Origin of the sequence: Rhizobium sp. TH2 (assembly GCF_024707525.1) — a bacterium.
Classification (GTDB): Bacteria; Pseudomonadota; Alphaproteobacteria; order Rhizobiales; family Rhizobiaceae; genus Rhizobium_E.
In genome coordinates this window covers 2,441,519-2,468,277 of record NZ_CP062231.1, presented here as the reverse complement: position 1 = coordinate 2,468,277, position 26,759 = coordinate 2,441,519, and the positions used below count along the sequence as shown (strand labels likewise).

Below are 26,759 nucleotides of genomic sequence, written 5' to 3'. Positions count from 1 at the left end.
ACAGGAATTGAATATGGCTGATGCCCTCAGAATAGGCATTGCAGGCTTGGGCACCGTTGGTGCCGCGCTGATAAAGGTTCTCCAGACGCGCAGTGAACTGCTGACCGTGTCCTGCGGCCGGGCGATCGATGTCGTGGCTGTGTCGGCACGCGATCGGAGCCGTGATCGCGGCTTCGATGCGAGCGACTTCCAATGGTTCGACGATGCGACCGAACTCGCCCGCACGGCCGATATCGACGTCTTCGTGGAGCTTATGGGTGGCAATGGCGACCCCGCTTATTCCTCGGTGAAGGCAGCATTGTCGCGCGGCCTGCATGTCGTCACCGCCAACAAGGCGCTGCTCGCCAGGCATGGCGTCGAACTCGCCGGCTTGGCCGAACAGAACGGCGCGATCCTCAATTTCGAGGCGGCGGTCGCTGGCGGCATTCCCGTCATCAAGGCGCTTCGCGAGTCGCTGACCGGCAACACTGTCAACCGCGTCTACGGCATCATGAACGGCACCTGCAACTACATCCTGACCCGGATGGAGAAGGAAGGCCTGACCTTCGAGGCGTGCCTCAAGGAAGCTCAACGGCTTGGCTATGCCGAGGCCGATCCGGCCTTCGATATCGAGGGTAACGACACAGCCCACAAGCTATCGATCCTGACCACGCTGGCCTTCGGTACGCAGATCGCGGCCGACGATATCTATCTCGAAGGCATCACCAATATCTCGCTCGATGACATCTTGGCGGCGGCCGATCTGGGCTATCGCATCAAGCTGCTTGGCGTGGCGCAGAAGACGGCATCCGGCATCGAGCAGCGCGTGCATCCGACCATGGTGCCGCAGGATTCGGTGATCGCGCAGGTCGATGGCGTGACCAACGCCGTGGCGATCGAATCCGACGTGCTCGGCGAGCTCTTGATGGTCGGCCCCGGTGCGGGCGGTAACGCGACGGCTTCCGCCGTGATGGGCGACATCGCCGACATCGCCAAGAGCCATCCCGGCGCGCAGCTCGTGCCCAGCCTTGGCCGCCCGGCAAAACAGCTTGCACCCTACAAGCGCGGTGAAATCCAGAGCCACGAAGGCGGCTATTTCATCCGCTTGACGGTCGAGGATCGCACCGGCGTCTTCGCCAGCGTCGCTACACGGATGGCCGAGAATTCCATCTCGCTCGAATCCATCGTTCAGCGCCCCAAGAAGCATGACGACAAGGCCGAACGCCAGACGATCATTCTGGTTACCCATGCGACCACAGAGCAATCTGTTCGCCGCGCCGTCGGTGCGATCAAGACCGAGGGCTACCTGATCGGCGAGCCGCAGGTGATCCGTATCGAGCGGCCGAAGGCGGCCTGAGCGCGGCTTTGACTTCGCTAGTGTTTATCCCTACTTCTCAATATGTTGCGGGGAGTTGAGATGAACGAGCGCGTTGATCCGGTCGAAAGGGCCTTTCTCGGTGTCGAGCGCTCGGTGAGCGGCCAGCGCTGGCAGCAGCGCCTCGACCAGGCGGGGCTCAATCGCGCGCTCGCCATGTCCCAGACCCATGGAATGCCGGAATTGATCGCACGGGTGATCGCGGGCAGGGGCGTTGGCGTGGCCGATGCGCCGGCTTTCCTCGATCCGACGCTCCGTGACCTCATGCCCGATCCCTATACGCTCACGGATTGCGAAAAGGCTGCCGAGCGTATCGCGCGCGCCATCGACAGGGGCGAGCATGTCGCGATCTTCGGCGATTACGATGTCGATGGCGCTTCGTCGGCGGCCTTGCTTTACCGCTTCCTTTGGCATTTCGGCCTTGAGGCGACGATCTATATCCCCGACCGCATCTTCGAAGGCTATGGCCCGAACCCAGCCGCGATCAACCAGTTGATCGATGATGGCGCGCAACTCATCGTCACCGTCGATTGCGGTTCGACCAGCATCGACTCGCTGGCGGCGGCCGCGGCGCGCGACATCGATGTCGTCGTCATCGATCACCATCAGGTCGGCCATGAACTGCCGATCGCGCATGCCCTGGTCAATCCGAACCGCGAGGACGATCTGTCGGGGCAGGGGCATCTCTGCGCCGCCGGCGTCGTCTTCCTCGTGCTGGTGGCACTGCACCGCCTGATGCGCCAACGCAATGATCCCCGTGCAGCGAGCCTCGACCTTCTGTCCCTGCTCGATCTCGTGGCGCTGGCCACGGTCTGCGATGTTGTGCCGCTCAAGGGCCTGAACCGGGCTTATGTGGTGAAGGGGTTGATCGCCGCCCGCCATATGAGCAATCCCGGTCTGGCCGCGCTCTTCGTCAAGGCAGGCATCGGCGGGCCGGTGACGCCCTATCATCTCGGCTTTCTCGTTGGCCCTAGAATCAATGCCGGTGGACGGATCGGTGACGCGGCACTTGGGTCGCGCCTGCTGACCATCGATGATGCCGGCAAGGCCGCCGAGATCGCGGCAAAACTTGACGACCTCAATCGCGAGCGCCAGGAAATGGAGAAGATCATGCTGGCCGAGGCGGAGGCCGAGGCACTGGCCGAATACGGCACGGGCGAGGGCGCCTCTGTCATCGTCACGGCGCGCGACAAGTGGCATCCCGGTATTGTCGGGCTGATCGCGGCGCGCCTCAAGGAACGCTTCAGTCGTCCAGCCTTTGCGATAGCCTTCGATCCCTCGGGAAAAGGCACCGGTTCGGGCCGCTCGATCCCGGGCTTCGATATGGGCCGCATGGTGCGCGCTGCCGTTGACGAGGGGATCCTGCTCAAGGGTGGCGGCCATGCCATGGCAGCCGGCCTGACAGTGGAGCGCGGCAATCTCGGCCGTGTGCGGAGCTTCTTCGAGGAGATGGCCGGCAAGCAGGTGTCGGAGCTTGTCGAGGACCAGATGCTCGATATCGATGGCGCGCTCGGTGCCTCCGGTGCCACGTTCGACTTGATCGACCAGTTGGAGAAAGCGGGGCCTTACGGTTCTGGCCACCCGCAGCCGGTCTTCGCACTGCCGTTCCATCGGATCCTGGAATGCCGCTATGTCGGCACCAACCACATCCGCGTTTCGCTGCAGGCGATGGACGGTGCGCGCCTCGAAGCCATGGCCTTCCGCGCCGTCGATACCGATCTCGGGCGCTTCCTGCTCTCCTCGCGTGGCGACCAGGTGCATGTTACCGGGTCGCTCAGCGCGGATTACTGGCAGGGGTCGCGGCGAATCCAGTTCCGGATCACGGATGCGGCGAAGGCTGTGTGAGAAATTGGTACGCCCAAGGGGAATCGAACCCCTGTTCCCGCCGTGAGAGGGCGGTGTCCTGACCGCTAGACGATGGGCGCGCGGTGGACGCGAATATAAGCAAGCGCAAGGCCTGCTGCAAGCGTCATCGCAATGTCATGAAAATCATCGAAGTGGCACGCCCTAGGGGAGTCGAACCCCTCTTCCCAGAATGAAAATCTGGTGTCCTAACCGATAGACGAAGGGCGCGTGCGCTTCGATGGCGCCCTTATAGCAGCGGATTCGATTCACGCAAGCGGGCAGGCGCGGGATTTTCACAGAATCTTCAAAATCACATGAAGAAACGCATGCAATGCGTTCAAACGATTTCATATTCTTTGAAGGGGAGAAACGGTTGGCACGCCCTAGGGGAGTCGAACCCCTCTTCCCAGAATGAAAATCTGGTGTCCTAACCGATAGACGAAGGGCGCGCGAACGGGGCGTATATAGCCAGCTTGTTTGCACACCGCAAGCGCAAAATCCGAATTTCCGCCGGTAAATAAGCCGCATCCACCAAATGCGAAAAAGCAAAATCAGGGCAATGACTTAGGCATGGAATAGCTGGGCCGGGAGGATTGCGCCGGGTGGCCCGACGACTGGATATCAGCCGCGGGCGCGCTTTTTGCGGCGGCAGCGCCAGTTCCAGTCGCGTTCGCTGCCGATATCGATATGCACCGATTCCGTATGGCAATAGGTGCCGATGCCGCCACGGCCCGGCAGCGAGCGGAGATAATCGGCGAGTTCCCACTTGGAGACGCCCTGGACCTGGATATCGGCTGCCGCACAGAGCGTGTGCAGCGAATGGCGTACGCCGCCGGCACGCCTGTTGTGGCGCCGATCACGGAAGCCGGACGTGATGATGGCGGGACGCTTGTAGTGGTTCTCGACCTGGTGGATCAGGTCGACAAGCTGCGGCCTCAGGCAACGGACCTCGACCTTGTCGGTCTGGATATAAAGGCCGTTGGGAGAAAGGCGGGTCATAGATGGCAGCGAAGCCAGTTGCATCAGGCCGGCGGGCGCGTCTTCGTCGTCGCCTTCGTGTTCCTCGTCGTCTGATATGCTGTTCGTCGGGAACATGGCATTGACGTTGACGCCGGGCAGCGCGTTGTCGCTGAGCGCCGCTGTCTGCATGTTGGGGATGCCGCGCGTGAGCGTCTTCTTCTTGGCGAAGCGGTCGCCGTCGAAATCCTTGGAATCCTTCTTGCGGAAGAGGTCGGCGAGCGTGAGCGGCTTTTTCTCGGGCTGTTCTTCCATCTCCGCGGCGACAGGCCCGGCAAGATTTGCCTGCAGCGTATCGAGATCGGCAATCGCGGGATCGGCGGCGGCCAGCTCGGAATCCGGGCCGGTGGCCGTGTCGAGCGCATTGAGCGTCGGATTGGGGTCGAGCACCGGAATTTCGGTATCGGCCATGGCGACATCCTGCACCTGCTCGACGTCCTTGGCATCGGGCATCGGCACCGCCATTCGCTCGGCGAGGCTGTCGTAGCTCGGCAGCGCGTCGGCGGCCGATTGCTCAGCCTGGCTGTCGGCAGCAATGACGGCTTCGACGGAATTGTTGGCGTAGATGCTGGATTTGGTCGCGGCGACGGTTTCCGTGCCGGGCTCGACCTTCAACCGGCCGGTCTTGGGCACAAGACCTTGCTGGGTAAAATTGCCGTCCTGCGTTGAATAGATGCTGTTCTGCGTTGCGGCGATGTTCTTAGGCTGCGTCAACAGACCCTGATTCTGGTTCGCACTCGCATCGTCGGTCACCCCGAGGTCGGCGGAATCGAGCGACCGGACGTCCTGGTGTGCCTGGTTGGCGATCTCGGATTGCTCCTCGCTGGCGGCGGCTTTCTGCTGCGCGGCGAGTTCGATGAGATTGGCGGGACGGGTCGCGGCTGTGGTCTGGATCTGGGCAAGCTGGTCGGCGGGAGAAGACATGCAGCCATGGAGGCCGAGCATGGTGGCGGCAAGAAGCACGTAACGCATAGGTCCGGGTTTGGCTGTGCTGATCCGGTCGCTTGGCAAAATCCGTCCCCACGCTATTTGTATGATTTTCATCCCGGCGACCCTGTTTAGACAGAAAATCGCAAAATGTAAACCAAGGTAAAATTGTCGTGATCGCCGCTACGATGAACAGGGTTTGCAGCAAGTTCCGGGGCTGTCGCCAAGCCCCGGCACTGGATGCGTATCAAATGCGGCGAAAGCGTGTTCCGTCGCAGCCGGGCCTTTTGCCAAGCTTACCACTTTCCCGTATTCGGCATGGAAAGCCACGGTTCGGCCTGGGGCAGCGCTCCGCCCTTCTGCAAAATCTCGATCGAGATGCCGTCTGGCGAGCGGACGAAGGCCATCCTGCCGTCACGCGGTGGCCGGTTTATGGTGACGCCCTTTTCCTGCAGCGACGCGCAAAGGGTATAGATATCATCGACTTCGTAAGCCAGATGACCGAAGTTGCGCCCGCCGCTATAGTCCTCGGGGTCCCAGTTGAACGTCAGCTCGAGGGTCGGCGCGGCGGACGCCTTGGCGGCGTCGATATCGTCGGAGCTCGCGAGGAAGACCAGCGTGTAGCGGCCGGCCTCGTTTTCGATGCGGCGGACCTCGATCATCCCCATCTTGTTGCAATAGAAGTCGAGCGAGGCGTCGATATCGGTGACGCGAACCATCGTATGGAGATAGCGCATTGGGTCCTCGTTTTGGCTGATGTTTGGCGCAAATCTGGACAGAAAGCCAGCTTGAGGCAAGCCATTTATGCGAACACAAGCCATAGGTTTTTTAGCTACCGGGACTTGCATCTGTATCATTTCGGGATGTTAATCTCAGGAGTGAAGAATCAGTTAACCGGTATGTGGCGTAGTAGGGGCAAGACAGTATGGCGGATAGGATTTCTTCCAAGAGCATCTCCCTCTTCGAGGACATGGCTGCCGAGCCGGTTGACCTCCTCGAAATCACCGGCGTCATCAAATGGTTCGATGTAGCCAAGGGCTTCGGCTTCATCATCCCCGATAACGGCGAGGCCGACATCCTCCTTCACGTAACCTGCCTGCGCCGCGACGGCTACCAGACGATCCTCGAAGGCACGCGGGTTGTGGCGCTCGTCCAGAGGCGCGATCGGGGCTATCAGGCGTTTCGCATCCTCTCCATGGATACATCCACCGCCGTGCATCCCTCACAGATGCCGCCAGTGCGGACACATGTGCAGGTCACGCCGTCGAGCGGGCTCGAGCGGGCGATCGTCAAGTGGTTCAACCGCACCAAGGGTTTTGGTTTTCTGACGCGCGGCGAGGGCACCGAGGACATCTTCATCCACATGGAAACGCTGCGCCGCTACGGCATTACAGAACTCCGGCCCGGCCAGAGTGTGCTGGTCCGCTTCGGCGATGGCGACAAGGGGCTGATGGCGGCCGAAATCCATCCTGACATCATCAATCCGGGCAACCGGTCTCACTGATGCGTCGTGCTTTGCAGCGTCTCAATAAAAGCGCGCTTGCCGCGCTTTTTCTATTTGCTCTGGCCTCGGCCATGGCGTTCTCGGCTGGTTTCGAGACCGAAAAGCTTGTGATCCGCACCAAGGCGGGTAAGGAATTCCCATTCACGGTCGAACTCGCGATTGCCGCCGACCAGCGCCAACAGGGGCTGATGAACCGCGACGAGATGGCTGCGGACAAGGGCATGCTGTTCGATTTCGGCGAGACGCGGCGCATCTATATGTGGATGAAGAACACCTATCTGCCGCTCGACATGCTGTTCATCGGGCCGGATGGCCGGATCGCGCTTGTCAGGGCCGACACGATGCCGCTCTCCGAAGAGATCATCGATTCGCGCGATCCCGTGCGCTTCGTGCTCGAACTCAATGCCGGCACGGCGCAGAAGCTGGGAATCGCCGCCGGCGACATGATCGAGAGCGGTCAAATCGCGGCATCTGCGAAGAAGCCTTGAATCACATCACTTTAAGAGTTGCAGGGCAGGGACGACTTGTGTAAGTCCCTCGACATCGGAAGATACGGAGCGTAGCGCAGCCTGGTAGCGCATCTGGTTTGGGACCAGAGGGTCGGGAGTTCGAATCTCTCCGCTCCGACCACTTCCGAAGGGACATGGTCATTTGCTTGCCGTCAATCTTATGGCAGTATGCTTGACCATAAGTGCCAGACGAATTTGGGGTGAATCCAGCATGCCGGCAAAAATCTACCGTCCCGCCAAGACCGCGATGCAATCCGGCAAGGCAAAGACAAATCTCTGGGTGCTGGAATACGATCAGGAGCGCCCGCGCGTCATCGACTCGGTCACCGGCTATACCGGTTCGGGCGACATGCGCCAGCAGCTCAAGCTGATGTTCGAAACGCGCGAACTGGCCGAGGCCTATGCCAAGCGCGAGAATATCGAATACCGGGTCGTCGAGCCCAAGGAAGCCACCCGCAAGACGGTGTCCTACACGGACAATTTCAAATATACCCGCACGCAGCCCTGGACGCATTAGTCGTCACCCGGCTGCCTGAAGCCCTAGACTTTACGGCCTCCGGCCAGTGCGGCCCCTTAGCTCAGCTGGATAGAGCACCTGCCTTCTAAGCAGGTTGTCGCAGGTTCGAGCCCTGCAGGGGTCGCCATTCTTCCCGGGTCACCTCAACCGCCGCTCAATCCGGCCTGCTCACCCAGCCTGCTTCCTTCGAGCACGCTTCCTGGCCGTCCGCGTTCATCTTTTCCCATTCGGAACTGTCGATGTCCTTGCCGTAATTGTCCTGCATCATCTTTTCGTTGGCGCAGGCGCAATAGGTCGCGACGGCGTCCGTTGTCTGGCCCTCGTCGGCATTGTCCTCGAGGCACTGGCCGATAATGTCGCCCTCCGCGGCGGCGAGGGAATAGGTGGGGAAGGCGGATACAAGAAGGAGAATAGAAGCTGCTGCAAGCACGCGCATGAATGTCCTCCCAGACATGAAACCAAATTTCGGAAGAACATAACGTGCCGCGATGCGACACGCTAAGGCTGTTTTGACTTTATTTGGGGGGCAGCCGGCAGCCGGTACGCAACCGCACGGAAACCTTTTGCCACTTCGATCATTTCAATGTCAGCGGAAAAAGGGAGAGGGCCATGGACGATACACAAGACCACCCAATCCGGAAACGGGCCCACCAGATATGGGAAGAAGAAGGCCGCCCCGACGGCAAGCATGACGAGCATTGGCGGCGCGCCAAATCCGAGGTGCATGGTCTCGAAGACCTGCCGGCGTCCGACTCGGTGAAGAAAGCCGCGACCAAGCCAAAGACATCGGCTGGGCAGAAGCCGCGCGGGCTGAAATCAAAGACCTGATGCCAAGATACTTTTTTCACATTCGAACGGACGATGCCTTCATCCGCGATCCGGATGGAAGTGACCTGCCCGACCTTGAGGCCGCGCGTTCCGAGGCCGGGCAGTCGGCACGCGATCTCCTCGCCGATCTGCTGAGAGAGGGTGGCGTGCTCGACGGCCAGGTCTTCGAGATTTCGGACGAGGCTGGCACCGTGCTCGAACGCGTGCCGTTTCGCAGCGTGCTCAGGCTGCCGTGAAAATCACCGCGGCTCAATCATTGCATCGGCCCGATGAGGCGCTGGTATTCCTGTTCCGGCACGCCATAGGCATCGCCCGCGAAAAGTTCGAGCGCGCGGCGGTCGCGGATGGTGATCAGGTTGCGCTCGGAATAGACGAGGTGGTTGCCTTCCAGTACATGCAGTGCCGTGGTCACCGAGGATCGCCGGACCGCGAGCATCACGGACAGGAATTCATGCGTCAAAGCGATCTGGTCGCCGGGGGTGCGGTCATGGCACATCAGGATCCAGCGGGCGAGGCGTTCGTCGATGTGATGAACGGAGTTGGAAAGGCCGGTATAGGCGGTCTGGATCGACAGCGCATAGGCGTAGCGCGACAGGAGCTTGCGCAGGGTTTGGCTCTTTTCGATCGCCGCGCGTAGCGTGTCATTGGCGATGCGGTAGCCGTGGCCGGGAACCTGCATGAAGATGGAGTAGGGCGTCTGCGCGGTTTCGAGCACCAGGCTTGCCGGTGTCATGCCTTCGCGGCCGAAAATGCCGACCTCCGAACGCTGGCCCTGTGGTGTAATGGCGACGATCGAGCCGATGCCCGAGTCGATAAAGTAAGAAAATTCACTCGGCGTATTCGGGTCCGAAAATACAAAGGAGCGCGGGAGCTCGACCAGTTCTATGTCGTCGGCCACCATATTGAACGCATCGTCCGGCATCAGCGCCAAAAGACGGTTACGGACTTTCGCTTGCGATACCATTGCTCTTTCCGGTTCGGCCAGAGCATTGGAACTCCACAGCTTTTCTCCGCGAAATGTAGCCTGGTCTGTCATTTTTGTTCGATCCAATTTGCTTAAGGCCGCTTGAAGGCTCCCGCAAGACGATCGCCCCGGTTGGTGCGATTGCGTACATAACGAGCTTTTCCAATTGGACCGGTTATAACCAGCGGAGACCTTGACTGTGGATTCCCGAATTGCTGGCCGACTACCTGAAAACCATTCTCATCGTCGAGAACGAGCCGCTGATCGCCATGGATGTTGAATCCATGCTCAATGCTTTAGGCGCGGCCAAGGTTCACCATGCGATGACCTGCAGGGATGCCCTGGACTGGATCGACGGCAATCATCCCGATATCGCGATCCTCAACCTTCACCTGCGCGACGGGCCAGGGACGATCGTCGCCGAACGGCTCGCCGATCGCACGATCCCGTTCGTGATCTATTCAGGAGACACGCAGGCGTCTTCCGATCAGAACGACCTCATCACTCAGGCGGTATGGATCACGAAGCCCTGCACCCAGGACGAATTGGTGGACGCCCTCCAGCGCGCGTCAGGGTTTACCACGCGATAGGTCGCGGCCATTGATCGAAGCCGGCACTGCGATCTGTTCCGCCGTATCGCGCGGAAGCGGGATATCGACCTCCTCGGGAACCATCACATGTGCCGCCCCCAAGGCGATGTCCTCAATCGCGCATGCGGTACCGGTCTCATCGATCACATGCGGATGTGCTTTCCAGTAAGTCTCAATGTGTAACATGTCCCTTCCTCTTTTTAAGCGCGGGCGTGTGAAGGCGGCCGTCCGCTTACTGTACTCAACGGGTGGGATGGGATCGGGTTCCAATAAATTTTGAAGAAAATGATCGCACCCAGGAAGGCTGCAATCAGCCCGTCGCGAGGGTCTGGAAGTTGTCGTTGCCGCTCTCGGCTTCGTCCTGAAGACGGCGATAGAGGATGGCGTAGAGGCCGGCGCTGCGCTCCCATGAGAAGCGGGCGGTCATGCCCTGGTTCTGCAGGCGCTGCCACTGGTCGGGCAACTGGAACACCTCGATGGCACGGCGCACACCATGGCGAAGGCCTTCGGTGGTGATCGGATGAAACTGGAAACCGGTAGCGACGCCCGCACCCATGGCGGCATCGTTGGCATCGATCACGGTTTCGGCCAGTCCACCGGTGCGCGAGACGATCGGCACGGCGCCATAGCGCAGGCCGTAAAGCTGGGTCAGCCCGCAGGGCTCGAAGCGCGACGGCTGGATGATCGAATCCGAGCCGCTGTGAATGAGATGGGCGAGGCGCTCGTCATAACCGATATGCACCGCCACCCGTCCCGGAAACCGGTTTGCCTTCGCGGCAAGCAGGTCCTGGATCGCAGCGTCGCCCTGGCCGCAGACGATGAGCTTGCCGCCACGATAGACGATCTCTTCCGCCACGTCGGCGAGCATATCCATGCCCTTCTGCCAGGTCAGGCGGCTGACGCTGGCGAAAATCGGGCCTTCGTCCTCGTCGATGCCAAGTTCGCGGATCAGCGCGGCGCGGTTTTCCCGTCGCAGTTCCGGCGTCGCGGCGTCGAACGGGCGGGCGAGATAGGCATCCGTCGAGGGGTCCCAGACGTCATCATCTATTCCGTTGAGGATGCCCTTGAGCTTGTCGCGCCGGGCGTTCAGCACGCCCTCCATGCCCATGCCGAAACGCGGCGTGAGGATCTCGCGGCTGTAGGTCGGGCTGACCGTTGTGATCGCATCCGATGTCATCAGCCCGCCCTTGAGGTAGGACATATCGCCATAATATTCGAGGCAATCAAGGGAATAGGCACGCACCGGCAGATGCAGGTATGGAAACAGGCCCGCGGGATACTGGCCCTGGAAGGCGAGGTTGTGAATGGTCAGGACGACGGGTTTGTCGTTGCCCATCTCACGCATATAGACCGAAGTCAGCGCCGACTGCCAATCATGGGTGTGAACGATATCGGGCGTCCAGCCCGGAAGGATGCCGTCGGCGATGCGGGCCGCGGCCAGCGAGAGGGCGGCAAACCGTTTCCAATTGTCGGCATGATCGCGTCCGGCCTGGTCGACATAAAGCCCGCCGGGACGATCATAGAGCGTCGGGATATCGAGCACGAAATAGATCTGGTCCTCGGACTGGAAATGCCGGAGCGAGGCGGCTTCGCCGAGGATTTCATCGAAGACCAGAAGCGGTGCGCCGGCACGCGCCATGGGCAGCAGCGCGGGGTAGCCGGGGACGAGGGTGATGGTGCGGATGCCGAACTTCTGGAGGGCCTTCGGCAGTGCCCCGGTGACATCGGCCAGTCCGCCGGTCTTGGCGAACGGAAACACCTCCGATGTCACGGATAGTACCTTCATGCGGGCCGCCCAATCCTAGCCAGAATGCCACTCAAACTAGTCAAACTGTATTAATGCGCGCTTACCCAATCGCGTAACGCTAGAGCTAAATTTCAGTTCCTTGAATCGGGGTATGGCGACGCGGATTCTACGTCGTCGTTTCTGGGATGTTGCGCCGCGATAGAGGGAAAGTCAAAGTGTTTGTCGGGGCAAATTTGGCCTGTATCGAGGCCGTATGGCGGAACCAATTGAAAAGGCAGGGATTGGTCCAAAAACACAAGGAGATCACCATGCTGAATTTCATGGCACCCATGCCCGGCTACGACCCCGGCACAGGCAATCCGGTTCCGCCCATGCCGCCCGATGTCGATCCACCGATCAAGGAGCCCGAGCCCGACCGGCTGCCCGGCGAGGAGCCCTTGCCCAACCCGGACGAGAACGACAAGCCCGGCAAATATATGTGACGAGTGGGCCGGCCACGCCTCAAGGGATTATCCACAGAGGCAAAATTTCGTCTTGCGCTTCGGCCACGAACAGATTACATCCGCCGCACCCTCGGGTCCGGGGGCGATTAGCTCAGTTGGTAGAGCGCTTCGTTTACACCGAAGATGTCGGCGGTTCGAGCCCGTCATCGCCCACCATTTTTCATTAATTTCATTATCCTGTTATGACTTTGCGCCGTCATCCCGCCGCTCTATAATGCGCCAACCATCGCCCAGGAGTGCTCCATGAAAATCCACCCCGCCGGTTCGCGTCCGTCTTCCATTCCGTCCGCCGATTACTTCTCTGGCCGCGTGCGGCAGGATCCATTGGTCGAGGCGCCGGCTCCGGCGCGGGTGAGGGCGGCTTCGGTGACGTTTGAGCCTGGTGCGCGCACGGCTTGGCACACCCATCCGCTGGGGCAGACATTGGTGGTGACCTCGGGCGTCGGGCTTTGCCAGGTCTGGGGCGGCACGATGGAGACGATCCGGGCCGGAGACACGGTCTGGTTCGCGCCTGGCGAAAAGCATTGGCATGGTGCTTCGCCCTCGGTGGCGATGACCCATATCGCGATCCATGAAGCGCTTGATGGCAAGCATGTCGACTGGCTGGAACATGTGACCGACACGCAATATGCAGGCGAGGGCTGACGCCAAGCAAACACGATCGGTGCATCAGCAAATATCATCCGTGCGGGCGCTTTATCGCGGCTGCCTGGCATGCGATCCTCCGTGCCACTGAACGACGGAGAATGCTTCCATGAAGGCCATGTATTACGAACGCTACGGCGAGCGACCCGAGATCCGCACGCTGCCCGACCCGGTGCCGGAACCGCATGGCGTGGTGATCAAGGTTGAAGCATCGGGCGTCTGCCGCAGCGACTGGCACGGCTGGGTGGGCCATGATCCGGATATCGTGCTGCCGCATGTGCCGGGCCACGAACTGGCGGGCGTGATATCGGCTGTCGGCAAGGATGTGATACGGTTCAAGGTCGGCGAACGTGTCACCGTGCCCTTCGTGTCCGGCTGCGGCCGCTGCGAGGAATGCCATTCCGGCAACCAGCAGGTCTGCTCGCATCAGTTCCAGCCGGGTTTCACGCATTGGGGTTCGTTCGCGGAATTTGTCGGCATCCATTATGCCGATACCAACCTCGTGCACCTGCCCGATGATGTCGATTTTGCCACGGCCGCCAGCCTTGGTTGCCGCTTCGCCACCTCCTTCCGCGCGGTGGTCGATCAGGCGCGCACGCGGCCGGGCGAATGGGTCGCCGTGCATGGCTGCGGCGGCGTGGGCATGTCGGCGATCATGATCGCCTCGGCGCTCGGCGCAAATGTCGTGGCGATCGATGTGGCCGACGACAAGCTGAAATTCGCCCAATCGATGGGCGCGGTCGCCGGTATCAATGCGGCCAGCGTCGCCGACGTGCCCGAGGCGGTGCGGGAGATCACGCGCGGCGGCGCGCATGTCTCCATCGATGCGCTCGGCCATAAGGTCACCAGCTTCAACTCGATCGACAATCTCCGGCGTCGTGGCCGGCATGTGCAGGTCGGCTTGATGCTGGGCGATGACGCCACGGCGAGGATACCGATGGCCAAGGTGATCGGCCACGAACTCGAAATCTATGGCAGCCATGGCATGCAGGCCTGGCGCTATGGCGCGATGCTCGACATGATCGCCGCGGGCAAGCTCGCGCCCGCGAAGCTGATCGGCCGCACGATAACGCTGGAAGAGGCGGTGCCGGTGCTGATGGGCATGGAGACGTCGCGCGAGATCGGCATCAGCGTGATCACGCAATTTTAGGCACGATTCTTCCCACAGTTGTAGCGGTTTCCGGAATGCGCTAGGCTGTCCACCTTGGCTGAGAAGGAGGGGCAATCGATGGCAAATGATCTCGAAACCGCATCCGTTCTGTTCCGCAACGCGATGAGGGAAGCATTCAAGAAGCATTCAACCTGGTATCTGATTCAGGGGGCGTTGCTTGTTGTCGCCGGCATGCTGGCGATCATCTATCCGCTGATGTCGGCGGTTGCGGTGGTGGTGCTGATCGGCTGGCTTCTGATGTTCAGCGGCATCATCCAGGCCATCAGCCTGATCGGGGCGAAGCACGCGCCGCATTTCTGGCTGCAACTGATCTCGGCGATCCTCGCGATCCTGGTGGGTTTCCTGTTTGTCCGCGAGCCTGGGCAAGGCCTAGTTACCCTCACGCTGCTGCTGATCATCTTCTTCATGATCGAAGGCGTGTCCAAGATCGTCTTTGCGCTGACGATCCGGCCGATGCCGCAATGGGGTTGGGTGCTGGCCAGCGGCCTCGTCGGTGTTATCCTTTCGGTCCTGCTATTGGCGTTCCTCAAGGTGACGGCCATCTGGCTCGTCGGCCTGATGCTCGGCGTACAGTTGATCAGCATCGGCGCCGCGATCGCCAACATGGCGTGGCAAGCGCGCAAAAGCTGATCGGTCAGGTTTTTCGGAACAGCGGCAGCGCCACGAAGAGGGCGACAAGCGCCGGAAGTGCCATCGATAGATAGAGCCAGAAGCCTGCGCTGATCGCGCCCTCCGTTCCGCCTGGCGTGACGAGGCCCGAGGAATTGGCGACCACGCCTGCCACTGCCGCGCCGAATGCCGCACCTAGCGATTGGATGAGATTGATCGAGGCCGAGGCCTTGTCGGCCTCCGCATCGTCGGACCGGGTGAGTACCAGCGAGACAAGATGTGCCCAGCCGAGGCCCGTCCCGACGCCCATGCCGAATAGTAGGGCAGAGATCGCGACAACGATCCAGATATTGCCTGCTGCGTTGGCCTGGGAGATCACCAGCGCCAGAATGAAGGTCGAAGCGGACAAAACGATCGTTCCCGCAACGATCGCGGCGATAGCCTTGCGCCCCTGGAAAGAAGCAGTGCCGAGACCCGCTGCGGTCCAGCCCAGGGCGACGAGCGCCACGAGATAGCCGGCAACCAGCGGCGTCACGCCATGCAGGGTCTGGAGGAAATAGGGCGCGTAGATATCCGAATTCAGCGACACGATGACCAGGAACATTACGAGATAGACTTTGGCGAGCGGATGGCCCAGCCATGTCGCCTGGGTGGGGAAAAGCCGGGCGGCGGAGTGCCGCTCCCAGAAGAGCAGGGCTGCGATGGCCGCCAGCCCACCGCCGACGAGCACCGTGCGCCAGAGATGGGTCTCGGCCGTGCCGGCGAAGGAAATCGCCAGGATTGCGCCGAGGATCAGCAGGATCTGCGGAAGCGGCACATCTTCCGGCTCGCGGTCGTCCTCGCCCTCGGGCAGCCATTTCGGCGCGGCAAACGCCATGATCACGGCAAACGGGATGAGGATCAGGAACGCCCAGCGCCATTGGCTGCCATTCGCGAACATTCCGCCCATCGTCGGCCCGAGGAACACCGAGACGCCCCATAGCGATGTGTAGAGCGCCGACGCCGCATTCTGCAGGCCAGGCGGATAGACGAATCGGATGAACGAATAGGCCATGGTAACCAGCAGCCCGGCGCCAAACCCCTGCACGACGCGGCCGACCAGAACCATGATCATGTTCGGCGCCAGCCCGATGATGCCGCAGCCGACGGCGAAGAGCAGTGCGCCTGTGATATAGGTCTGGTTCAGCGTCATGTTGCGCGGCCGGATCACCACGCAGATCGATCCCAGCACGATGGCCGCGACGAACAGTGAGGCCGTCCAGGCGAGCAGTTCCAGCCCGCCGATATCGCGGACCATGGAGGGCATCAGGCTGGTCGTGACATAGAATTCCAGCGCCTCTAGACCGACGCCCGCGCCAAGCAGCAGCGTCGCCGGGGTGCGTGATCGCGTAAAGAGATCGCGCAGGCGCGGCGTTTCGATCTCTTGGCTCCCGATCTCCCGCTTGTCAGTCGTCATATGCAATCACCACATCAGGCAGGCGCTGCCGACCATTTTTGGGGCAATCGCATTCGGAATAAATCGGTCTTTGAATACGTCCTTCGATTCATATAGCTATTTCGAGCGAATATGAGGAGTGGGGACGATGCGTTTTTCAACTTTGGCGATACTTGCGGCGGTGGGGCTGATCTCTTCGGTGCAGCCTGCTTTGGCGGACGGCTGCTACGATCTCTGGTGGCAGCGCAACGAGATCTATAACCGCAACGGCTTCTGCTTCAAGACGCAGGACGGCATGGACGCGTTCGACAACAGCGATTGTTATACGGACGATCCGGATTTCACCCGTCGCGAGCAGAAGCAGATCCAGCAGATCAAGCGCCAGGAAAACAACATGGGTTGCTGACTGCGGGCGGCGTCACGCGACTGTCTCGCCGCCATCACAAACCAGGATCTGGCCGGTCACATAGGATGACCGGCTGGAGACCAGGAACAATATCGGTTCGGCGATCTCCTCGACATCGGCCCAACGGCCCATCGGCACGCGCCGCTTGATATAGGCCTCGATCTCGGCCCGGCCGCCGACCTGGCGGATAAACGGCTCGTTGAACGGCGTATCGACCCAGCCGGGGCAGAGCGCATTCACGCGTATACCGAATTTCGCATAGTCACCCGCCATCTGCCGCGTCATCGCGATCACCGCATGCTTGGTGGTGGTGTAGGCGATCATTTCCCGGTCATAGAGAATGCCGGAACTCGATGACGTATTGAGGATGACGCCACGCCCGGCCGCCTTCATGAAGGGCATGACGGCGCGAGCAGCGATGAAATGGGCGCGGACGTTCAAATCCCAGGATTTGTCGAAGCCCTCGACCGCGACATCCTCGAGATTGCCCTCGACCTGCGCGCCGGCGTGGTTGTGCAGGATGTCGATACGGCCTAGTCTCTGGTGGACGCCGGCAATGGTCTCGCCGAGCTTTGCATCATCCGTGACATCGACTTCGATCGCTTCGGCGTTGCCGCCAGACCCCACGATTTTCGATGCGGTTTCGGCAGCACCCGCGCCGTCACGATCCAACACGACGACAAGCGCGCCCTCGCGCGCCATGATCTCCGCGCCCGCTCGGCCGATGCCGGAACCCGCGCCCGTGACGATGGCGACCTGATCTTGAAGGATCATCTCATTCTCCGTCTGCACTCACGTGCTTTTTCTCGCGCATCAGCACGCGCGCCATGCCGATCAGGATCAGCGAGCCGACGAGGACCGATGTGGCAATGGCATTGATCTCGGGTGTCACGCCGCGCCGGATGGAGGCGAAGACATAGATCGGCAGCGTCGTCTCAGAGCCGGCGACGAAGAAGGCGATGATGAAATCATCGAAGGAAAAGGTGAACGCCAGCAGGAAGCCCGCGACGATCGACGGCATGATCTGCGGCAGCACGATCTTGCGGAATGTCGTGAGCGGCGTGGCGTTGAGGTCGGAGGAAGCTTCGACGATGTCACGGCCGAGTGTTGCCACGCGTGCCTTGACGATCATGGTCACCAGCGCCAGCGAAAACAGGCCGTGGGCGGCAATGATCGAGCCATAGCCCAACCCGAGTTTCGGCGGTGTTTCCGATGGCCAGAGGCTGGCGAGCGCCGGATTGACCGCGCCGAAGACGGCGACCAACGCCACCAGCGTCGCAATGCCGATCACCACGCCCGGCACGACGATGGCCGCGGCAAACATGCCGTCGAAAACGGCGCGGCTTCGCGCGCTCATCCGTTCCATGCCGAGTGCCGCCATGGTGCCGAAGACGGCCGCGAGGGCCGCGGAGGTGAAGGCGATGATCAGGCTGTTCTGCAAGGCGTCGGTGAGGAAGCGATTGGCAAAGGCCTTGCCATACCATTCGAGCGAGAAGCCAGTGAACTCGCTGGCATTGCGGCCGGCATTGAACGAGAACAGCACGACGAGTGCGATCGGCGCATAGAGGAACACATAGACCGCGGTGACCAGCGCTCTCATATCAAGTCCACCTGACGTGTTCCGGCGATGCGCCACGCGATCCGCATCGCGGCCATCAGGACGATGACCACGACGAACACCAGCGTCACCGCGATCGCAGAGCCAAAGGGCCAGTTTCGCGACTGGAGGAAGAGATCGACCAGCGCGTTGCCGATGAAGAACACCTTGCCGCCGCCGAGCAGCTGCGGAATCAGGTATTCGCCGAGCAGCAGGATGGTGACCAGCGCCACGCCGGTCATGACACCGGGCAGTGACAGCGGCAGCGTCACCTTGAAGAATGTGGTCAGCGGGTGGGCGCCAAGATCGGACGAGGCATCGATCAGTCGCCGGTCGAGCTTCTCCAGGCTGACATAGATCGGCATGATCATCAGCGGCAGGTAGCCGTAGACGATGCCAACCAGCACCGCGAAGGGCGTGTTGATCAGCCTGACATCATCGAGCCCGATCATGGCGAGCAGATTGGGTATGCCGCGCGAGCCGAGAATGAACATCCAGGCATAGGTGCGCACCAGAAGGCTGGTCCAGAAGGGCACGATGACCAGCGATACCAGCAGCAGCCGGTACCGCCGGTCGGCCTTAACAGCGAGATAATAAGCGACGGGATAGGCGACGACGAGGCAGACGAATGCGCCCAGCGGCGCCAGGATCAGCGTGTTCCAGAAGGCTGTCGCCCGCGATGGCAGCCTGCCGAACTGTTCGAGCGTAAAGGCGGCCTGATAGCCGCCCTCCGGCGCGCGTTCGCCGAAAGCGAAGACGAGCATGGCGATGAACGGCAGTACCAGGAAGACGAACAGCCAGATGGCGGCGGGCGCCATCAGCGCCGCCGTCACCAGGGTTTTTCGTCTCTGCATTGCCGCTGTCATCGTGGTCCTTTGGTTCGGTTTGAAGTCGGCGGCTGGGGTTTGCCCCTCATCTGCCTGCCGGCATCTTCTCCCCATCGGAACGGGGAGAAGGGAATCGTGGTGACGTTTAGTCTCCCGCTGACGGTGAGGCCCTTGGCAAAGTTCGTCGCCCCAGCTTCCTTCTCCCCGCTTGCGGGGAGAAGATGCCGGCAGGCAGATGAGGGGCTATCGCCAGCCCTTACGCCGACTTGAACCGTGCCATCACTTCCGCACGCGCCGGGTCGGTCAGGGTCACGGCGGCGCCGAATTCGAGCGGCGTCAGCGATGCCTCGTCGGGATAGACGATCAGGTTCGACGTCACGTCCTTGGGAAGCAGGCTGAAGATGCGGGAATCCGTGGTCGGCGCGCCGTTGAAAATGTGCTCCTTCTTGGCGACTTCCGGATCCATGAGGTAATTGAGCAGCGCGTAGCCGGCCGGCTTGTTGGCTGCGTCCTTGGGGATCGCGTAGAAATCGCACCAGATCTCGCCGCCATCCTTGCCGAGCACGAACTTGATGTCCGGTATGTCGCGGTTGAGCTGCGCACCGTCATTGGTCCAGCACATGGTCATCCAGGCATCCGTCGCGCGCATCGAGGGCTGGTAGTCGGAATTGATCGCGAAGAGATGCGGCTTGACCTTGATCAGCAGTTCCTCGGCCTTGGCGAGTTCATCCGCCTTGACGGAGTTGAACCCGAAGCCGAGCGCCTTGAGCGCGCTGCCGATCGTGGTGAGCTGATAGTCATGCACCATGACGCGGCCGGTGGCTTCGCCCTGCGCGACCTCGAAGAATTCCTTCCAGCTCGCAACCGGGGTCTTCATCTTTGCCGAGTTGAAGGCGATGCCCGTCGTGCCCCAGTTCTTCGGCACGGCATACGTCTTGCCGTCGATCTTGCCTTCATGGGTGAAGCGCTGGTTCTGGGTCGCATCCGAGAAATTCGGCAGTTTTGCGAGATCGAGCTCATCGATCAGGCCGAGCTTCTGGTAGGTCGAGATCGTGTAATTGGTCGGCACGAACAGATCCCAGCCCGAAGCGCCGGCCTGGAGCTTGGCCAGCATTTCCTCGTTGGAGCCGAAGACATTGACCTCGACGGCAACGCCGGTCTTTGCGGTGAAGGCCTCGAAGGTGGCGGGATCGTGGTAGTTCGGCCAGGTCGCGATCGACATCTGGGTGCCGAGTTCCTGCGCCTGTGCCTCTCCCGCGAGGGGGCCGAGATTGCGGCCGAGCACGGCCGTGGCAAGTCCCAGCCCGGTGACAGCGAGGAAATGGCGGCGGGTGACCGAGCCGCGCTTGTAGCGCATCAGTTCGTCGGCGAATTGGGCCTGCGTAAGCTTGTCATTGTCGATTTTCGTCATGGCACTGTTCCCTTTGGTTATTGTTGAACTGCAAAGACATGCGAGGCATTGGGTGCGATCGAAAGGTCAACCTCGGCGCCCGGCTCGAAGAGTTCGGCAGGCCCGCTCGCGCTCCGGCCGGAAAAGACCAGAATGCTGCCGATACCAGAGACTTCGATGGAGTATTCAGCCGATGCGCCGAGGAAGATGCGATGTGTCACGGCGCCGCGGATGGTTCCGCCGGCGCCCGGCCGAGATACGGAGATCGCCTCGGGCCGGATGGAAAGCGTTGCCTTGCCGTTGGCAAGTCCCGGTGCGGTGACAGGCAGTGCCGCGCCATTGGCGAGCGTCGCGATGCCGGACTTTCCATCGGACCCGGAAATGGTGGCGTCGATCTTGTTGGTCTTGCCGACAAAGTCGGCGACGAAGAGATCGGCGGGTTGATCGTAGATTTCCTGCGGCGAGGCGAACTGCACGATCCTGCCGGCATTCATCACGCAGACCCGGTCGCTCATCGAAAGCGCCTCTTCCTGGTCATGCGTCACCAGCAAGAAGGTGATGCCGAGATTGCGGTGCAGGTTCTGCAATTCCATCTGCATGGCGGTGCGGAGCTTCTTGTCGAGCGCTGCAAGCGGTTCGTCGAGCAGCAGCACGCGCGGCTTGTTGACGATGGCGCGGGCGAGCGCCACGCGCTGCTGCTGGCCGCCCGACATTTCATGGATGCGGCGCTTGGCGAAACGTTCGAGATGGACCATTTCCAGCGCATCGCCGACGCGTCGCATCACCTCGGCATCATCCAGGCGAGGGCGGATCTGCCGCAGGCCATAGGCGATATTCGTCTCGACATCGAAATGCGGAAACAGCGCGTAATGCTGGAACACCATGTTGACCGGCCGGCGATAGGGCGGCACGCCGGTCATGTCCTCGCCGCCGATCAGCACCTGGCCGGTGCTCGGCTGCTCAAAACCGCCGATCATCCTCAGGCACGTGGTCTTGCCACAGCCGGAAGGCCCCAGCAGCGCCACGAAGGAGCCGCGCGGAAGCTGGAAGTCGGTTTCCGAAACCGCGGTCACGTTGCCGAAACGCTTTGCGACCGCCCGGAATTCAACGTCGAATTCGGATCCAGTGCTCACTGATCATTCCCCGTGGCTCTTCGGTTTGTGCGGCAGTCTGTCGCTGCCTCATTAAGCCCCACTGGACGCGAGACTATTCAAATACCGCTTGCGGGGTATATACCCTCAGAGTGGTATTTCTGTAGAATTATTGCGTTTGGGGGAGTAGAGCAGGCGAACCATGCGGACGGATTTCGACCATTTGTTCGAGGCGGCAGCGGCCTTTGTCGGCGTGGCGGCACTTGCCGACGATGAGGCAGGCAAGGCTTTCGTCAATCTGATGAAGTCGCTGTTTCCGTTCGACTATTGTGTCATATTCGCCTATCGCGGAGCCGAGCGGCCAATCGATCTCTTCTCGACATTCGACGCCAGGGAATACGAGATCTTCGTGCGCATGTATCAGGACGGTCCCTACTTGCTGGACCCGTTCTTCTCGGCGGCTTCACTCCCCAAGCCGGGGGTATGGCGGATGCGGGCGCTGGCGCCCGATCGCTTCTTCGCCTCGGAATATTACCGCAGCTATTATGTGAAGACAGGGCTTTCCGAGGAGGTCGGCTTCTTCGTACCGGCGGGCGGGGGCGTCACGGTCGTTCTGTCGCTGATGCGCGGCGAGACGCTCGGCGTGTTCCGGGATGCCGAATATGGGTTGATGCGCAAGGCGGAGCCCTTCGTCGCGGCCATGGTTCGTCATGTCTGGGGCAGGCTCGGTCCGCGTTTCGATCGTGCGGTCACCGGAAGGAGACACGGCGCCTCCAGTGATGGAGCCAGTGCCCGCGCCCGTATCAGTGAGCGTCTGACCGCGCGGGAAACCTCCATCATCGAACTTGTGTTGCAAGGCCATTCCTCGGAATCGATCGGGCTGAGGCTCGGCGTGGCGACCGGTACGGTCAAGGTGCACCGCCGCAACATCTATCGCAAGCTCGGCATATCCTCGCAGGCGCAGCTGATGTCGCTCTATCTCGGACGGCCGAAAGTACCGGAATGATCACAACGCGGCTTTTCGTGACGCGCCCGAACCGCTATTCGTTTATCCCAAAGAATGAGGGAGGATCGCGTGGACCTGAACAACGAGATATTCGCAACGGGAACGTTCGTCGGCCGCGTCTGGTCGACCGAGGATGACGGGCCGGCTATCGTCCATCTGCGCCGTGGCATTCTGCATGACGTAACGTCGAAACAATCGCCGACAATGCGCGACCTTCTTGAGCGCGACGACGCCGTCGCATGGCTGAATGCACAGCCGGACAGGCCCTTGATGGCGCTGGCGGACGCGGCGGCGTCGGGTGTTCTGCTCGCACCCAATGACCTACAGGCAGTCAAGGCCTGCGGCGTCACCTTCGCCCGGTCGATGATAGAGCGCGTCATCGAGGAGAAGGCGGCGGGCAATCCGGACCTGGCCGAGACGATGCGCAAGAAAGTGACCGCGCTGATCGGCGACTCGCTTCGCAACCTGAAGGCCGGCTCGCCCGAGGCTGCGAAGGTGAAAGCGGCGCTGATCGAAGAGGGTATCTGGTCGCAATATCTCGAAGTCGGCATCGGTCCGGACGCCGAAGTCTTCTCCAAGGCCCAGCCCATGGCATCGGTGGGCTATGGTGCTGATGTCGGCCTGCACCCGATCTCGCGCTGGAACAATCCTGAACCCGAAATCGTGCTGGCGGTCAATTCCAGGGGCGAGGTCAAGGGTGCAGCGCTCGGCAATGACGTCAATCTCCGCGACGTCGAGGGCCGTTCGGCGCTGCTGCTCGGCAAGGCCAAGGACAACAACGCGTCCTGCTCGATCGGACCCTTCATCCGGCTGTTCGACGAGACCTATTCGATCGATGACGTGCGCAACGCCGATCTCGATCTGGCGGTAGAGGGCGAGGATGGTTTCAAGCTCTCAGGCAAGAGCTCGATGAAGGAGATCAGCCGCGATCCGCTCGATCTGGTCGCGCAGACCATCGGCAGGCATCATCAATATCCGGATGGCTTCATGTTGTTCATGGGCACGCTGTTCGCCCCGGTCGAGGATCGCGACCACAAGGGGCAGGGGTTTACCCATAAGCTGGGCGATGTCGTGACGATCTCGAACGGCCATCTCGGCAGCCTTGTCAACACCGTGCGCCTTTCGACGGAATGCGCCGCCTGGACGTTCGGGACACGCGCCCTGATGTCCAACCTCGCGCGCCGCGGCCTGCTTTGAATTGATCGCTCAAAAGCAAGAGGCGGGCTTTTGGCCCGCCTCCATAAAGATCGCAGACGTCTCTCGATATCAGAGCAGGAAGTCGCCCGCGTCGAGCTTGAAGCTGCCGTCGAGGATGAAGCTCATGTCCGCTTCGGAATTGCCGTCGATATCGAGATGAACGATGGTCTGGCCGTCGACGCGCTCGTAGTTGACCTGGCCGGCCTTGCCGGTGAAGTCAGCCGTGCCGAGGAACTTGAAGGCCTGGTCGCCGTCTTTTTCCGCGTTGGTATCGATCAGGCGCAGGTCGAAGCGATCCTGCTTGCCGTTGAAGCCGAGGATGTGGTCGGAATCTTCAAGGGTCGCGGAGGAATCGTCGAGATCGAAGATGAAGATGTCCTTGCCCTTGCCGCCGGTCAGCGTGTCGGTGCCGGCGCCGCCATCGATCTTGTCGGCAAACTTGGTGCCGACATAGGTGTCGTCATTCTCCGAGCCGATGAAATACTGCGCCTTGGCGTTGAAGATTTCATAAAGCGCCTGGATCGCGAGTTCACCGTTGGTGAGGGTTTGGCCGGTTGCGACCTCGTCGCTGTTGCCATCGCGGAGCAGGGTCATCAGGTCGTAGAAGTCGTTGCCCGTGCCAAAAGTTGAGCCGGCGCCAGCTTTTTCAAAGATATCGAGGCCCGAGATCTTGAGTTCCTGGAGCACGCCGATGAGAGTGGAGCGCTCCTCGGCGTTCTGGGAGAACAGGGTGTTGGCATCCCAATAACCCAAGGTCACGGAGTCCACGGAACCCGAATAGCTGCCATGGATGCCGACGATGCCGTCATATTGCAGATTCTCGCCTTCCATCAGCACCTGCGCATTGTTGGTGCTGGAAGCGTAGCGAATGCCGACCTGCGTGCCGTCATAATAGGTGTTCGGGCCCATTTGCATGTCGTAGTAGGTGCTGTCGTAATAGGTCGTCGCGCCTTTGGTCGTCGTGCCCATCGAAGCGAAGTAATTCGCGAGGTACGCGGCGTAATCGACGCCTGCCGCCGACTTGGAAGCGTCGATCGTCATAAACTTTTCTGCCATGTTCTTACTCCTTGATACCGGGCGAGGCGCGCCCTGTTGTCCCTCCGCCGGCCGCAAAAAGCACAGCGAAACACGCGCCGGCGGGATGCCAGCGAGCAACTGTCCGATTTGGGTACCGGGCCGACCTCAAGGAGATTTCAGCGGCGGATGCCTGAATGTTCGAGATTGAAAGGCGTTCTAGTAAACATGACAAAGCTAGTCAACAAACTAGATGTCGATTAAGACATTTTTCATGATTATTTTTGTCAAGATAAGCGATGTCGGGAATACATTGCACTTCGCTAATGCAGGAATGGTTGCTTTCTGCGGAACTTAGGGGCTGGACAACCGGCCTATCGCATCGATGAAAGCCCGTTGAGCGTCGTCGAGCGCACCGCTATTATCGACAGCAACAGATTTGCAGTCCGGCTGCCAGTCATGCGTCACGCGTGTCAGGCGCCGCTCGATCTCATCAGGCGTTTCCCGGCCGCGCAGCTTTAGGCGCTCAGCGATAACGTCGGGCCGTGCGGTCACTTCGATGACGGCGAGGGAAGCGAAAGCATCGGTGAATCCGGCCAAGGCGCCCCGTGAGCCGTTGGCGATCAATGTCCTTCCCGCTGCCAGTTCATCGCGCGTCTCAACGGGAATGCCATAGTGAAGACCATGCGCCTGCCACGAGACCGCGAAACGGCCGTCATGTTCCATGGCGGCAAAATCCTCGGGCGAGACGCTCCTATGATCTTCCGTCTCGCCATCAGCCGCCCGGGTGATGACCCGCCGGACGAATCCCACGTCGGGATCGTTGCGGAAATGGTCGCGCGCAGCATTGATCAGGCTGTCCTTGCCGGCACCGCTCGGCCCGACGACCACGATCATCGTGCCCTTCTGTTGCTCTCCGCCGTCCATCAGGCGACGCGCTGGCCTTCGCGCCAGACCGAGCGGACCACTGGTACGCCGCCGGTGTAGCGAACCCGCACGAGGTCGGCACGCAGGCCCGGCCTTATCGAGCCCCGGTCATCTAGGCCGACCGTGCGGGCGGGCGTCGAGGTCACCATGGCGATGGCCTGGGGCAGGCTGATCGCATCTTCGCCCTCGCTCAGCACGAAGGGCGCGTGGATCAGGCTCAGCGGCACGTAATCCGATGAGAGCACGTCGAGGATGCCGTGATTGGCGAGGTCGCGCGCCGAGATGTTGCCGGAATGAGACTTGCCGCGCACGATGTTGGGTGCGCCCATCAGCACGCTGAGACCGGCCTCGTGGGATGCGCGTGCCGCTTCGAGGCTGGTGGGGAATTCGGCCAGGCGAACCCCATACTCGATCGATTCCTCGACGTGATCCAACGTCGCATCGTCGTGCGAGGCGATTGTGATGGCGTGCTGGTTGCAGAAAGCGGCGATGACATCGCGATGGCGCTTGGCGTAGCGCGCCGATGCTTCCTGGCGAACCCTGCAGAACTCGGCAAACGCCTCATCCGACAGGCCGCGCTTGGTTTTGTAGTAGAACGTGTATTGTTCCATGGTCTGGAACTGTCGCTGGCCAGGCGCGTGGTCCATCAGCGACACGAGCCGGACCTGCGAATCCTTCTCGAAATCCGAGAAGTCGTCGAGCACGTTGGCAGCCGAGACCTCACAGCGGAGATGGATCAGATGTGAGGCCTTGAGCCGATCCTCGCTGGCGGCGTTGGCCAGGGCGTCGGCCATTTCCCGCATCTCACCGGCTGCGAAGCCGCCGTCCTCGTCGCTCCCCATGCGCAGACAGTCGAACACCGTCGTGATGCCTGACGACGCGACCTGCGCGTCATGCGCCTGGATCGCAGCGGTTGTCATCCAGCGGACGCCGGGGCGGGGTGAGTAATGCGCCTCAAGATGATCTGTGTGCAGCTCGATGAGACCGGGAATGATGTAGTCGCCGCCGAAATCCTCGCCTGTTGCCGAGTTTCCACGCGAAATCTCGGCGATCTTGCCGTCCCGGATCACGGCGCTGCCCTCGACGATCTCGTCGTCGAGAACGATGCGGGCATTGGAGAACACGGTTTCCTTTGTCAT

The 26,759-nt window shown here is 61.2% G+C and carries 30 protein-coding genes and 6 tRNA genes; 18 read left to right on the top strand and 18 right to left on the bottom strand.

Going from position 1 to position 26,759, the window contains the following annotated elements:
* The first annotated feature begins 13 nt into the window (after positions 1-13).
* Positions 14-1,336: a homoserine dehydrogenase gene (locus tag IHQ71_RS12350; protein ID WP_258162242.1), complete on the top strand. Its 1,323-nt coding sequence runs from the start codon at positions 14-16 to the stop codon at positions 1,334-1,336.
* A gap of 60 nt (positions 1,337-1,396) precedes the next feature.
* A complete protein-coding gene (gene recJ / locus IHQ71_RS12345; protein WP_258162241.1) occupies positions 1,397-3,199 on the top strand; it encodes a single-stranded-DNA-specific exonuclease RecJ in 1,803 nt (600 codons plus the stop codon).
* 5 nt (positions 3,200-3,204) lie between these two features.
* On the opposite strand, the gene IHQ71_RS12340 is transcribed toward recJ, so the two are convergent.
* The 5 genes from IHQ71_RS12340 to IHQ71_RS12320 all read right to left on the bottom strand — a co-directional run bounded on the left by IHQ71_RS12340 (position 3,205) and on the right by IHQ71_RS12320 (position 5,880).
* Positions 3,205-3,279 (bottom strand) — tRNA-Glu (locus tag IHQ71_RS12340).
* A 73-nt stretch (positions 3,280-3,352) separates the two neighbouring features.
* Positions 3,353-3,427: transfer RNA gene (locus tag IHQ71_RS12335), tRNA-Glu, on the bottom strand.
* 146 nt (positions 3,428-3,573) lie between these two features.
* Positions 3,574-3,648, bottom strand: a tRNA-Glu gene (locus IHQ71_RS12330).
* Between the two features lie 172 nt (positions 3,649-3,820).
* Positions 3,821-5,188: a D-Ala-D-Ala carboxypeptidase family metallohydrolase gene (locus IHQ71_RS12325; RefSeq protein WP_258162240.1), complete on the bottom strand. Its 1,368-nt coding sequence runs from the start codon at positions 5,186-5,188 to the stop codon at positions 3,821-3,823.
* Positions 5,189-5,439: 251 nt separating this feature from the next.
* Positions 5,440-5,880 carry a VOC family protein gene (locus IHQ71_RS12320; protein WP_258162239.1) on the bottom strand — a complete coding sequence of 147 codons (441 nt, stop codon included), beginning with the start codon at positions 5,878-5,880 and terminating at the stop codon, positions 5,440-5,442.
* A 188-nt stretch (positions 5,881-6,068) separates the two neighbouring features.
* Between IHQ71_RS12320 and IHQ71_RS12315 the strand changes: the two genes are divergently transcribed.
* The 5 genes from IHQ71_RS12315 to IHQ71_RS12295 all read left to right on the top strand — a co-directional run bounded on the left by IHQ71_RS12315 (position 6,069) and on the right by IHQ71_RS12295 (position 7,800).
* Entirely contained in the window at positions 6,069-6,647 is a 579-nt protein-coding gene (locus IHQ71_RS12315) for a cold-shock protein (protein WP_258162238.1), read from the top strand.
* Entirely contained in the window at positions 6,647-7,135 is a 489-nt protein-coding gene (locus IHQ71_RS12310; protein ID WP_258162237.1) for a DUF192 domain-containing protein, read from the top strand. Before IHQ71_RS12315 ends, IHQ71_RS12310 begins: the two co-directional genes overlap by 1 nt.
* Positions 7,136-7,200: 65 nt before the next feature.
* Positions 7,201-7,277 (top strand) — tRNA-Pro (locus IHQ71_RS12305).
* Between the two features lie 90 nt (positions 7,278-7,367).
* Positions 7,368-7,673 carry an ETC complex I subunit gene (locus tag IHQ71_RS12300; protein ID WP_258162236.1) on the top strand — a complete coding sequence of 102 codons (306 nt, stop codon included), beginning with the start codon at positions 7,368-7,370 and terminating at the stop codon, positions 7,671-7,673.
* A 50-nt stretch (positions 7,674-7,723) separates the two neighbouring features.
* Positions 7,724-7,800: transfer RNA gene (locus IHQ71_RS12295), tRNA-Arg, on the top strand.
* 27 nt (positions 7,801-7,827) lie between these two features.
* On the opposite strand, the gene IHQ71_RS12290 is transcribed toward IHQ71_RS12295, so the two are convergent.
* Positions 7,828-8,109 (bottom strand): hypothetical protein, encoded by a 282-nt coding sequence (locus IHQ71_RS12290; protein ID WP_258162235.1) that lies wholly within the window; start codon positions 8,107-8,109, stop codon positions 7,828-7,830.
* Positions 8,110-8,282: 173 nt separating this feature from the next.
* Here IHQ71_RS12290 and IHQ71_RS12285 point away from each other — a divergent pair, with 173 nt between their 5' ends.
* Positions 8,283-8,501, top strand: coding sequence for a DUF2934 domain-containing protein (locus IHQ71_RS12285; RefSeq protein ID WP_258162234.1), 219 nt, complete (start codon positions 8,283-8,285; stop codon positions 8,499-8,501).
* Positions 8,501-8,737: a DUF6894 family protein gene (locus IHQ71_RS12280; RefSeq protein WP_258162233.1), complete on the top strand. Its 237-nt coding sequence runs from the start codon at positions 8,501-8,503 to the stop codon at positions 8,735-8,737. Before IHQ71_RS12285 ends, IHQ71_RS12280 begins: the two co-directional genes overlap by 1 nt.
* Positions 8,738-8,754: 17 nt before the next feature.
* Here IHQ71_RS12280 and IHQ71_RS12275 read toward each other — a convergent pair whose 3' ends face one another.
* Positions 8,755-9,465, bottom strand: coding sequence for a Crp/Fnr family transcriptional regulator (locus IHQ71_RS12275; RefSeq protein WP_258162232.1), 711 nt, complete (start codon positions 9,463-9,465; stop codon positions 8,755-8,757).
* 212 nt (positions 9,466-9,677) lie between these two features.
* On the opposite strand from IHQ71_RS12275, the gene IHQ71_RS12270 reads away from it, so the two are divergent.
* Positions 9,678-10,055, top strand: coding sequence for a response regulator (locus tag IHQ71_RS12270; RefSeq protein WP_258162231.1), 378 nt, complete (start codon positions 9,678-9,680; stop codon positions 10,053-10,055).
* On the opposite strand, the gene IHQ71_RS12265 is transcribed toward IHQ71_RS12270, so the two are convergent.
* The gene (locus tag IHQ71_RS12265; protein ID WP_258162230.1) at positions 10,035-10,241 is read right to left on the bottom strand and encodes a hypothetical protein; all 207 of its coding nucleotides are present in this window, start codon (positions 10,239-10,241) and stop codon (positions 10,035-10,037) included. The genes IHQ71_RS12270 and IHQ71_RS12265 overlap by 21 nt on opposite strands.
* Before the next feature lie 124 nt (positions 10,242-10,365).
* Positions 10,366-11,841 (bottom strand): glycogen synthase GlgA, encoded by a 1,476-nt coding sequence (gene glgA / locus IHQ71_RS12260; protein ID WP_258162229.1) that lies wholly within the window; start codon positions 11,839-11,841, stop codon positions 10,366-10,368.
* 269 nt (positions 11,842-12,110) lie between these two features.
* Between glgA and IHQ71_RS12255 the strand changes: the two genes are divergently transcribed.
* The 5 genes from IHQ71_RS12255 to IHQ71_RS12235 all read left to right on the top strand — a co-directional run bounded on the left by IHQ71_RS12255 (position 12,111) and on the right by IHQ71_RS12235 (position 14,751).
* A complete protein-coding gene (locus IHQ71_RS12255) occupies positions 12,111-12,284 on the top strand; it encodes a hypothetical protein (RefSeq protein WP_258163018.1) in 174 nt (57 codons plus the stop codon).
* 101 nt (positions 12,285-12,385) lie between these two features.
* A tRNA-Val gene (locus IHQ71_RS12250) sits at positions 12,386-12,461 on the top strand.
* Positions 12,462-12,548: 87 nt separating this feature from the next.
* Positions 12,549-12,950 carry a cupin domain-containing protein gene (locus tag IHQ71_RS12245; RefSeq protein WP_258162228.1) on the top strand — a complete coding sequence of 134 codons (402 nt, stop codon included), beginning with the start codon at positions 12,549-12,551 and terminating at the stop codon, positions 12,948-12,950.
* A 109-nt stretch (positions 12,951-13,059) separates the two neighbouring features.
* Positions 13,060-14,100, top strand: coding sequence for a zinc-dependent alcohol dehydrogenase family protein (locus IHQ71_RS12240; protein ID WP_258162227.1), 1,041 nt, complete (start codon positions 13,060-13,062; stop codon positions 14,098-14,100).
* Between the two features lie 78 nt (positions 14,101-14,178).
* Positions 14,179-14,751 carry an HdeD family acid-resistance protein gene (locus IHQ71_RS12235; RefSeq protein ID WP_258162226.1) on the top strand — a complete coding sequence of 191 codons (573 nt, stop codon included), beginning with the start codon at positions 14,179-14,181 and terminating at the stop codon, positions 14,749-14,751.
* Positions 14,752-14,755: 4 nt separating this feature from the next.
* Here IHQ71_RS12235 and IHQ71_RS12230 read toward each other — a convergent pair whose 3' ends face one another.
* The gene (locus tag IHQ71_RS12230; protein WP_258162225.1) at positions 14,756-16,186 is read right to left on the bottom strand and encodes an MFS transporter; all 1,431 of its coding nucleotides are present in this window, start codon (positions 16,184-16,186) and stop codon (positions 14,756-14,758) included.
* 127 nt (positions 16,187-16,313) lie between these two features.
* Here IHQ71_RS12230 and IHQ71_RS12225 point away from each other — a divergent pair, with 127 nt between their 5' ends.
* Positions 16,314-16,571 (top strand): YARHG domain-containing protein, encoded by a 258-nt coding sequence (locus IHQ71_RS12225; protein ID WP_258162224.1) that lies wholly within the window; start codon positions 16,314-16,316, stop codon positions 16,569-16,571.
* Between the two features lie 12 nt (positions 16,572-16,583).
* Here IHQ71_RS12225 and IHQ71_RS12220 read toward each other — a convergent pair whose 3' ends face one another.
* From IHQ71_RS12220 to IHQ71_RS12200, 5 genes are all read right to left on the bottom strand, one after another.
* Positions 16,584-17,345, bottom strand: coding sequence for an SDR family NAD(P)-dependent oxidoreductase (locus IHQ71_RS12220; RefSeq protein ID WP_258162223.1), 762 nt, complete (start codon positions 17,343-17,345; stop codon positions 16,584-16,586).
* A gap of 1 nt (position 17,346) precedes the next feature.
* Complete coding sequence (locus IHQ71_RS12215; RefSeq protein WP_258162222.1) at positions 17,347-18,171, bottom strand: ABC transporter permease; 825 nt, start codon at positions 18,169-18,171, stop codon at positions 17,347-17,349.
* Positions 18,168-19,022: an ABC transporter permease gene (locus tag IHQ71_RS12210; protein ID WP_374989983.1), complete on the bottom strand. Its 855-nt coding sequence runs from the start codon at positions 19,020-19,022 to the stop codon at positions 18,168-18,170. The genes IHQ71_RS12215 and IHQ71_RS12210 overlap by 4 nt, the downstream gene beginning before the upstream one ends.
* A gap of 229 nt (positions 19,023-19,251) precedes the next feature.
* Positions 19,252-20,406 (bottom strand): spermidine/putrescine ABC transporter substrate-binding protein, encoded by a 1,155-nt coding sequence (locus IHQ71_RS12205; protein ID WP_258162220.1) that lies wholly within the window; start codon positions 20,404-20,406, stop codon positions 19,252-19,254.
* Positions 20,407-20,423: 17 nt separating this feature from the next.
* Positions 20,424-21,518 carry an ABC transporter ATP-binding protein gene (locus IHQ71_RS12200; protein ID WP_258162219.1) on the bottom strand — a complete coding sequence of 365 codons (1,095 nt, stop codon included), beginning with the start codon at positions 21,516-21,518 and terminating at the stop codon, positions 20,424-20,426.
* A 160-nt stretch (positions 21,519-21,678) separates the two neighbouring features.
* Between IHQ71_RS12200 and IHQ71_RS12195 the strand changes: the two genes are divergently transcribed.
* Together IHQ71_RS12195 and IHQ71_RS12190 are read left to right on the top strand one after the other, a co-directional pair.
* Positions 21,679-22,482, top strand: coding sequence for a helix-turn-helix transcriptional regulator (locus IHQ71_RS12195; RefSeq protein WP_258162218.1), 804 nt, complete (start codon positions 21,679-21,681; stop codon positions 22,480-22,482).
* A gap of 69 nt (positions 22,483-22,551) precedes the next feature.
* A complete protein-coding gene (locus tag IHQ71_RS12190) occupies positions 22,552-23,679 on the top strand; it encodes a fumarylacetoacetate hydrolase family protein (protein ID WP_374989982.1) in 1,128 nt (375 codons plus the stop codon).
* Positions 23,680-23,748: 69 nt separating this feature from the next.
* Here the strand turns inward: IHQ71_RS12190 and IHQ71_RS12185 are convergent, their stop codons facing one another.
* From IHQ71_RS12185 to IHQ71_RS12175, 3 genes are all read right to left on the bottom strand, one after another.
* A complete protein-coding gene (locus tag IHQ71_RS12185) occupies positions 23,749-24,735 on the bottom strand; it encodes a M10 family metallopeptidase C-terminal domain-containing protein (protein ID WP_258162216.1) in 987 nt (328 codons plus the stop codon).
* A 312-nt stretch (positions 24,736-25,047) separates the two neighbouring features.
* Positions 25,048-25,590, bottom strand: coding sequence for a phosphonate metabolism protein/1,5-bisphosphokinase (PRPP-forming) PhnN (phnN, locus tag IHQ71_RS12180; protein ID WP_258162215.1), 543 nt, complete (start codon positions 25,588-25,590; stop codon positions 25,048-25,050).
* 29 nt (positions 25,591-25,619) lie between these two features.
* Entirely contained in the window at positions 25,620-26,759 is a 1,140-nt protein-coding gene (locus IHQ71_RS12175) for an alpha-D-ribose 1-methylphosphonate 5-triphosphate diphosphatase (RefSeq protein ID WP_258162214.1), read from the bottom strand.